Here is an 8,051-nt window from a genome sequence, read left to right on the forward strand (position 1 = left end):
GTCCACTTAGGCGGGAGCGTCCGATGTGTCTAAGAGACAGATGCCGGAGAGGCCCGAATCCCCTGCGCCATCGGTCCTACTCGCCAGTAGGAGGGTGTGACGGTGACGCGCCCGGGTAACCCGGCAGACAGGGGTCGCTAACTAGCTGGGAGGACTGCCGTGGAGGGGCCGTTCATGCGGATCGAGGACAGCGGGCTGGTGATGCCGCTGCGCCCCGACGTTACGACGGTCGGGAGAGGGAGAGGAGTCGACATCCGCCTCGACGACCCGAGTGTGTCCCGTTTGCACGCTGAGATCGTCCGACGCGGTCCGTACGTCTACGTGGTGGACATGGGCCTGTCCCGCAACGGGACCCGCGTCAACGGCCGGCCGATCGCCCGCCGTGTCCTGGAGGACGGCGACGTCGTGAGCTTCGGCACGGCGCGCTGCCGGATGGGGGGCATCCCCCGTGAGGAGGTCGACCCGGACGTCGAACTGCGCCGGGCCGTCGCACCCGAGCTCACCCGCCGCGAGGTCGACGTGCTGACCTCGCTCTGCCGTCCCGCCCTGTCCGACGAGGCGTTCGTGGCCCCCGCCACGGCACGCGACATCGCCGGGGAGCTGGTGGTGACGGAGGCGGCCGTCAAGCAGCACCTGCTGCGCCTCTACCAGAAGTTCCGCATTCCCGAGGGCGCCAACCGGCGCACGCGGCTCGCCAACGAGGTCATCGCGATGGGCCTCGTCCGGCCGCTGCCGCCGGTGCACGTCCCGCAGGGCCGCCCTCCGATGGACGGGCGGGTCCCCGGGGTCCGGGGCACGACGACCGAGACCCGGCGGCCGGGCGCGGGCCACGCGCACGTCACCGGGCCCGGCCGGGCACCCAGCGCGGCGGGACGGAGGGCCAGCTGAGATGAGACGTGATCGCCCTCCGGGCAGCGCAATGTTCGAGGGCGATCGCTGAACCGGCCCGTGCGGGGCCGCGCAGGTGACAGCGCGGCTCCGTCCGGTGAAGCGCAGGCGAGGGCCGCCATCAGGGTGCTGATGGCGGCCCTCGCACATGTGCGGGCCGGGCGTCAGTCGGACGTCAGGCGGCCTCGTGCTCGGCGGCTTCCACGACGTTGGCGAGGAGCATGGCGCGGGTCATCGGGCCGACACCGCCCGGGTTCGGCGCGACCCAGCCCGCGACCTCGCGGACGTCGGCGGCGACGTCCCCGGCGAGCTTGCCGTCCACGCGGGACACGCCGACGTCCAGGACGGCGGCGCCCGGCTTGACCATGTCGGCGGTGATGAGCCCGGGGACCCCGGCGGCGGCCACGACGATGTCGGCGCGGCGGGTGTGCGCCGCCAGGTCGCGGGTCGCGGTGTGGCAGAGGGTGACGGTCGCGTTCTCCGTGCGGCGGGTGAGGAGCAGGCCGAGGGAGCGTCCGACGGTGATGCCGCGGCCGACGACGGTGACGTCGGCGCCCTTGATCGGGACGTCGAAGCGCCGGAGCAGCTCGATGATGCCCTTCGGCGTGCACGGGAGGGGCCCCGGCTGCATGAGGACGAGCCGTCCGAGGTTCGTGGGGTGCAGGCCGTCGGCGTCCTTGGACGGGTCGATGCGCTCCAGGACGCGCTGCTCGTCCAGGCCCTTCGGGAGCGGGAGCTGGACGATGTAGCCGGTACAGGCCGGGTCGGCGTTCAGCTCGGCGACGGCGCGTTCGACGTCGTCCTGCGCGGCGGTGGCGGGCAGGTCGCGGCGGATGCTCTCGATGCCGACCTCGGCGCAGTCGCGGTGCTTCATGTTGACGTAGGAGTGGCTGCCGGGGTCGTCGCCGACGAGGACGGTCCCGAGCCCGACGGACACCCCCCGGTCGCGGAGCGCCTCGACGCGGACCTTGAGGTTCGAGCGGATGTCGGCGGCCGTGGCCTTGCCGTCCAGAATCTGTGCAGTCATGCGTTCCTCCGCGGGGATGGGTCCCGTCCACCCAGGCGCGCGGTGTCCGGACTGTGGTTCGCTCCCCGGTGGTGCCCCACCTTCACCGCGCCAGTCGCGTGAACGCCCATGCTATCCGCCGGGCGGGCGAGGAAGCGGGCGGCGACGTGCGGCCGCCGGGGCCGTCACAGTGGTTCGCGGAAATCGCAGTGGTTCGCGGAAATCGGCGGAAAGTGGCCCTGCCGGACGCCTCCGGTCCGTTCTTAGCGTGATCCGCATGAGTCACGCATGGTTCGAGCGGCCCGTCCTGACCGGGCGATATGTGCGGCTGGAGCCCCTGACGGCGGAGCACACCGAGGGCCTGTTCGCGGCGTCCAAGGACCCGGAGGTCTGGACGTGGCTGACCGAGCGGCAGCCCGCGTCCGCCGGCGAGATGCGCACGCTGCTCGACAGGGCCCTCGCGCAGCACGAGCAGGGCCTGCGGCTGCCGTGGGCGCAGATCGACGTCGCGACCGGCGAGGTCGCCGGGACGACGTCGTACTACGAGATCACTCCGTCCCATCGCGGGCTCTGCATCGGGTACACGTGGCTCGGGGCGCGCTGGCAGCGGTCGGGCCTCAACACGGAGGCGAAGCTGCTGCTGCTCGGACGGGCGTTCGACGATCTCGGGGCGATCCGGGTCGGCTGGCACACCCACGTCCGGAACGAGCGGTCGCGCGCGGCGATCGAGCGTCTCGGCGCGTCGTTCGAGGGCGTCCACCGCAAGCACCGGATCCGCGAGGACGGGTCGATCCGCGACACCGCCGCCTACGCGATGACGGACGACGACTGGCCCACGGCCGCGAAGGCGCTCCGGTCCAGGCTCCGCTGATCCCGGCGGTCAGTCCTCAGGGCCGGTCGGGATGCCGGGGCCGGTCGGTCTCAGGGGCCCGGTCAGTCTTCGGAGCGCTCGCGCCAGGCGAGGATGCGGTCGGTGCCGTGCCAGCCGAGCTGGGCGGCGAGCATCGCGGCGAGGAACGCCGCGGCCAGGCCGATCACCTGCCGTGACTCCATCAGCAGCGCGTCCGCCCGGTACACCACGACCAGCAAGAGGGACATCAGCACATCCATCGCGCCTCCACACGGATTCGCCCGCGCCAGGGGGTGGGTCTGGAAGGGCATGGGGCGCGGCCAGGCCGAGGCTACCCGCCGCGAAAAGTAAAGAATCCAGAGGTAAACCCGATGTGGCGGTGTCGTCCGCCACACCGGGTTCGCCGGGCGTCAGTGGAAGAAGTGCCGGACGCCGGTGAAGTAGAGGCTGATGCCGGCCTTTTCGGCGGCGGCGATCACCAGGTCGTCCTTGACGGAACCGCCGGGCTCGACGATCGCGCGGACGCCCGCGGCGGTCAGCACCTCAAGGCCGTCCGGGAACGGGAAGAACGCGTCGGACGCGCCGACCGCGGACGCGGCCCGCTCCGCCCCGGCCCGCGCGACGGCGAGCTTGGCGGAGTCGACCCGGTTGACCTGGCCCATGCCGACGCCGACGGTGGCGCCGTCCGCGGCGAGCAGGATCGCGTTGGACTTCACCGACCGGATCGCGCGCCACGCGAACGCCAGGTCGGCGAGCGTGGCCTCGTCCACGGCCGGGCCGGTCTTGAGCTCCCAGGCGGACGGGTCGTCGCCCGGCGCGTCCACGTTGTCGACGCCCTGCAGGAGGACGCCGCCGTCGATGCGCCGGTACTCGACGGCGCCCGTCGGGGCGTCCGGGCACACCAGCAGCCGGATGTTCTTGAACCGGCCGGTGAGGACCGCCACGGCCTCTTCCTCGAAGGACGGCGCTACCAGCACCTCGGCGAAGCTCTCGGTGACCTGCCGCGCCATGTCGGCGGTGACCGGACGGTTCGCCGCGATGACGCCGCCGTACGCCGACACGGGGTCGCAGGCGTGCGCCTTGCGGTGCGCCTCCGCGATGTCGGCGCCGATCGCGATACCGCACGGGTTGGCGTGCTTGATGATCGCCACGCAGGGGTCGGTGAAGTCGTGGGCGGCGCGGCGGGCGGCGTCGGTGTCCACGTAGTTGTTGTAGGACATCTCCTTGCCGTACAGCTGCTCCGCCCCGGCCAGCCCGGACTCGCCGGGCGTGCGGTACAGCGCGGCGCGCTGGTGCGGGTTCTCGCCGTACCGGAGGGGGTTCGACCGCTCCCAGGTGGCGCCGAGGAAGTCGGGCCACCGCGTCTCGGCGGCGGTCTCGTCGGGCGCGTAGCCGCTCGCGAACCACGACGCGACGGCCACGTCGTAGGACGCGGTGTGCGCGAACGCCTGCGCGGCGAGACGGCGCCGCTCCTCGATCGTGAACCCGCCCGCCCGGACGGCCTCCAGGACCGCCGCGTACGCGGACGGGTCGACGATGACGGAGACGCTCGCGTGGTTCTTCGCGGCGGCGCGCACCATCGTCGGGCCGCCGATGTCGATCTGCTCGACGCACTCGTCCGGCGAGGCTCCCGACGCGACCGTCTCGGCGAACGGGTACAGGTTCGCCACGAGCAGGTCGAACGGCTCGACGGACAGGTCGTCGAGCTGCTGCAGGTGGTCCGCCTTGCGCCGGTCGGCGAGCAGGCCCGCGTGCACCGTCGGGTGCAGGGTCTTGACCCGTCCGTCGAGGCACTCGGGGAACCCGGTGAGCTTCTCCACCTTCATCACCGGGACGCCGGCGGACGCGATCCGTCCCGCCGTGGACCCGGTCGAGACGATCTCCACGCCCGCCTCGTGCAGGCCCCGGGCCAGCTCCTCCAGCCCGGACTTGTCGTACACGCTGATCAGTGCGCGCTTAATCGCCACCCGACTCACCGGCCGAGCTCCCCTCTTGATCGGACGAACCGCTGTCACCTGACTCGTCGCAGGTCCTGCACTTCAACGAGACCCGCCTGCCGTGCGCCGTCCAGCCGTCGCGGGCGAGCCGTCCGACGACGTCGACCAGGAGCCCGCGCTCCACCTGCTTGATCCGCTCGTGCAGGGAGTCCTCGTCGTCGTGCCAGCGCACGGGGACGGTCTCCTGGGCGATGACGGGCCCGGTGTCCACTCCTTCGTCGACGAAGTGAACCGTACAACCCGTCACCTTCACCCCGTACGCCAGGGCGTCCCGTACGGCGTGGGCGCCGGGGAAGGACGGCAGCAGCGCGGGATGGGTGTTGACCGTCCGGCCGCCGAACCGCGCCAGGAAGCGCGGCCCCAGGATCTTCATGAACCCGGCGGACACCACGAGGTCGGGCTCGTGCCGCGCCACCGCCTCGGTCAGCGCCGCGTCCCAGTCGTCCCGAGACGGGAAATCAGGGACGCATACGGTAAAAGCGGGCACACCGGACCGTTCGGCGCGGGCGGTTCCGCCGATATCGGGACGGTCCGCGCCCACGGCCACCACTTTCGCCCCGTAGGCTGGATCCGCGCACGCGTCGAGCAGCGCTTGTAGGTTGGTCCCCGCGCCGGAGACGAGGACGACGAGCCGGGCGGACACCATGACTCCCTGGTGGACGATGCTGGTGGACGGCGGGGATCGGCGTGAGGTTCGTCGAACGGGCCGACATGCAGCCTATCGGGCCCGCTCGACGCCCCCAGAACACGGATCACGGGGGATCCACATCACCGCCCAGGAGGAACAGAGCGTGAGCGAGCAGCCGGGCCCTCCGGCCCAGCCCGAAGACCGCCCAGGCGGGCGGCCGGCGGGAGAGCCGCCCGCGGGACCGACACCGCCCACAGACCGGCACCCGGAGCCAGACCAGCCGCCCCAGGCGGACCAGACACCGCCGACGGACCAGACACCGCCGACGGGCCAGGCACCGCAGGCGAGCCAGGGGCCGCAGACGGGGCAGGGGCCGCAGACCGGGCCGATGCCGCCGACGGGGCAGGCGCCTTCGCAGCGGACCGGCTGGCGGGCCCTGTGGCTCGGCGCCATCGCGCTGCTGACCGCGTTCTTCTTCTATCCGCTCGGCCTGGTCCTCGGCGTCGCCGCGCTGGTCGTCGGCATCCGGGCCCGCCGGACCGCGCGCCGCGCCCGGGGAGCCGCGCCGGGCGCCGTTCCGGGCATCGTCCTCGGCTCGATCGGCCTGGCGTTCTCGATGCTGTCGGTGACGCTCACGGCGTTCCTGTGGACGGAGCTGAGCGGCTACCAGAGCTGCCTCAGCGGGTCCAACACCACCACCGACAAGCAGTCCTGCCGGGACGAGTACTACCCCAGGATCGAGGACAAGCTCGGCCTGCCCTCCGGCAGCATGGACAAGTACGGCGACCTGCTCTAGCCCTGCTCATCGGTCAGGTCCGGGTCGGGCTCTTCGCGCAGGACGTAGATGGCGCCGCCCCTGTTCTCGATGCGCCCGGGGTCCTCGGGCGGAGGCGGTGCGGGCGCGGACGGCCCGGGGCCCGGCTCGTCCGCCGGGTCGTCGATGATGTGACCTTCGACGACGACCGTTCCGTCCCGCCCCGGGGCCGGCGGGGGTTCAGGCCGCGCCTCGGGCTCGGGTCGCGGCGCGGGCTCCGATTCCGGTTCCGGACGCTCCTCGATCAGTTCGGGCAGCGGGTCCAGCGACCGGCGGACGCGGCGGCGCGGCGCGAGGACGGGCTCCGCCTCCTCGAACTGCAGCGGATCAGGCGCGAAGGGCGGCCTGACCGCCCCGGATCCCCCAGATCCCCCGGATGCCCCGGCTGTGGCCCGCGGTTCGGGAATCTTCGTCCCGTAGTCGCCGGGAACGGGCGCCGACAGCGGCATCGGCGTCGCGACCTCGCGCGCACGCCTCCGCGCGGTCTCCCTCGCAGGCTTCCTCTCAACCTTCTTCCCGGCCTTCTTCTCGGGCTTCGACCTGGACTTCGACGCCCTCGTCCTGGACGTCGCGCGGGCGGGACGGCGCAGCGCCATCCAGTTCGCCACCCATGCCGCGATCGCCGCCGAGATGCCCACCTCAAGGGCCGCGAGCAGCCCGACCCGCCACGCGGACGGCCCCACGGTCGCCAGCCGTCCATCGCCGAGCGGCCCGCCGGACAGCGCGCTCAGCAGCGCCACCACGGCGCCCGTCAGCGCGCCGGACAGGAATCCCCACAGCGGCGCCCCCTCCGACACCCGGGTGGGCATCGACCGGATCGTCAGGACGCCGCCGACCGCGCCCGCGAGGAACGGCGCGGCGAGCGCGATCAGTGACAACGCCGGTGCCGGGCCGGGCTGGGGCAGCGCCGCGAGCGGCGGGAACGCCGGGACGAGATCGAGGAACACCCCGGTCGGCGACACGCTCGTCCCGGCGCCGACCGAGAAGCCGGGGCCGACCGCGTACGCCATCCCCCAGATCACCGCGTTCGGCAGGAACGCCAGCTCGACCAGGAACAGCAGGACGCCGCCGACGACGCCCGGGGCGAGCAGGTCGTACAGGTGGTCGGCTTCCGACATGTGCATGGCCAGCGACGCGCCCACGAGCAGCGCACCCGACGCGAGCAGCACGGCGAGCGAGCCCGCCACGCCGATCACGAGCGAGCGCGGCCGGTCCGGCAGCAGCCGCAGCAGCGCGCCGAGCCCGGACCTGACCCGCCGCCCCTTCGCCTCCGCCGCGACCTGCGCCGCGACGACGGCCCGCGCGGCGCCGAGCCCGCCCGCGATGATCGCGACGAGGAAGCACCCGACGAGCGCCTGCCACGCCGACGGGCGGACCTCCGGGGACGACACCGCCAGCGCGAGCAGCACGGCCAGCCCGGCGTAGGGCACGGCCAGCGCGACCGCGACGCGCACCACCGCGGTCCGCGGACGGTCCGTCGAGCGGAGCTCGTCCGTTGAATGGCGGTGGGTGGGGGCTGGAGGACGGTGTGGCAGCCCGGCGGCCCGGATCATCCATCCGCCGCCCCGGTACAGCAGCGCCCCGGGCAGGACGATCACGCCGAGCGGCAGCAGGCCGACCCGTCCCTGCCCGTAGGAGAAACCCGCGTGGTGGGAGACGAGCCAGAAGTTCACGGCCGTCCGGAACACCCCGGTCATGCCGTCGCCGAACGCCGTCTTGGGGGCCGCGATCCACCCGATCAGCGTGACGGTGGTGAGCACGGTGAGCCCGATCCCGATGCACCACAGCGCCGTGATGAGCCCGGTCACGTACAGCGGCCTGGCCGCCACCGGCTGCGGCTCCGGCTGGGGTTCGGGCGGGGGCTGAGG

Annotated in this window: 7 protein-coding genes, 1 pseudogene and 1 riboswitch; of the genes and pseudogenes, 3 read left to right on the plus strand and 5 right to left on the minus strand. The window is 73.2% G+C overall.

Going from position 1 to position 8,051, the window contains the following annotated elements; all coding sequences use genetic code 11:
- Window positions 1–159: 159 nt before the first annotated feature.
- Window positions 160–735, plus strand: a pseudogene (locus tag ETD83_RS36585) (FHA domain-containing protein); the annotation flags it as partial.
- 328 nt (window positions 736–1,063) lie between these two features.
- Here the strand turns inward: ETD83_RS36585 and ETD83_RS36590 are convergent.
- Window positions 1,064–1,915, minus strand: a complete 852-nt coding sequence (locus tag ETD83_RS36590) for a bifunctional methylenetetrahydrofolate dehydrogenase/methenyltetrahydrofolate cyclohydrolase (RefSeq protein ID WP_138649788.1) — start codon at window positions 1,913–1,915, stop codon at window positions 1,064–1,066.
- A 22-nt stretch (window positions 1,916–1,937) separates the two neighbouring features.
- Window positions 1,938–2,023: riboswitch (ZMP/ZTP riboswitch) on the minus strand.
- Between the two features lie 148 nt (window positions 2,024–2,171).
- Here ETD83_RS36590 and ETD83_RS36595 point away from each other — a divergent pair.
- Window positions 2,172–2,765 carry a GNAT family N-acetyltransferase gene (locus ETD83_RS36595; protein WP_138649789.1) on the plus strand — a complete coding sequence of 198 codons (594 nt, stop codon included), beginning with the start codon at window positions 2,172–2,174 and terminating at the stop codon, window positions 2,763–2,765.
- 62 nt (window positions 2,766–2,827) lie between these two features.
- Here the strand turns inward: ETD83_RS36595 and ETD83_RS43175 are convergent, their stop codons facing one another.
- The 3 genes from ETD83_RS43175 to purN all read right to left on the minus strand — a co-directional run bounded on the left by ETD83_RS43175 (window position 2,828) and on the right by purN (window position 5,387).
- Complete coding sequence (locus ETD83_RS43175) at window positions 2,828–2,992, minus strand: hypothetical protein (protein WP_171064649.1); 165 nt, start codon at window positions 2,990–2,992, stop codon at window positions 2,828–2,830.
- 162 nt (window positions 2,993–3,154) lie between these two features.
- Window positions 3,155–4,720 carry a bifunctional phosphoribosylaminoimidazolecarboxamide formyltransferase/IMP cyclohydrolase gene (gene purH / locus ETD83_RS36600; protein ID WP_138649790.1) on the minus strand — a complete coding sequence of 522 codons (1,566 nt, stop codon included), beginning with the start codon at window positions 4,718–4,720 and terminating at the stop codon, window positions 3,155–3,157.
- Complete coding sequence (purN, locus tag ETD83_RS36605) at window positions 4,701–5,387, minus strand: phosphoribosylglycinamide formyltransferase (RefSeq protein WP_138649791.1); 687 nt, start codon at window positions 5,385–5,387, stop codon at window positions 4,701–4,703. The genes purH and purN overlap by 20 nt, the downstream gene beginning before the upstream one ends.
- 145 nt (window positions 5,388–5,532) lie before the next feature.
- On the opposite strand from purN, the gene ETD83_RS36610 reads away from it, so the two are divergent.
- Complete coding sequence (locus ETD83_RS36610; protein ID WP_138649792.1) at window positions 5,533–6,165, plus strand: hypothetical protein; 633 nt, start codon at window positions 5,533–5,535, stop codon at window positions 6,163–6,165.
- Here the strand turns inward: ETD83_RS36610 and ETD83_RS36615 are convergent.
- A partial coding sequence (locus tag ETD83_RS36615) for a cell division protein PerM (protein WP_230421425.1) occupies window positions 6,162–8,051 on the minus strand: 1,890 nt, incomplete at its 5' end. The two genes, ETD83_RS36610 and ETD83_RS36615, sit on opposite strands and share 4 nt — an antisense overlap.

The sequence above is a fragment of the Actinomadura soli genome, from assembly GCF_005889715.1.
GTDB lineage: Bacteria > Actinomycetota > Actinomycetes > Streptosporangiales > Streptosporangiaceae > Spirillospora > Spirillospora soli.

Coding starts and splice junctions, on each gene's coding strand:
- purN (WP_138649791.1), bottom strand. CDS start 5,387: ATGGTGTCCGCCCGGCTCGTCGTCCTCGTCTCCGGCGCGGGGACCAAC.
- ETD83_RS43175 (WP_171064649.1), bottom strand. CDS start 2,992: ATGTCCCTCTTGCTGGTCGTGGTGTACCGGGCGGACGCGCTGCTGATG.
- ETD83_RS36590 (WP_138649788.1), bottom strand. CDS start 1,915: ATGACTGCACAGATTCTGGACGGCAAGGCCACGGCCGCCGACATCCGC.
- ETD83_RS36595 (WP_138649789.1), top strand. CDS start 2,172: ATGAGTCACGCATGGTTCGAGCGGCCCGTCCTGACCGGGCGATATGTG.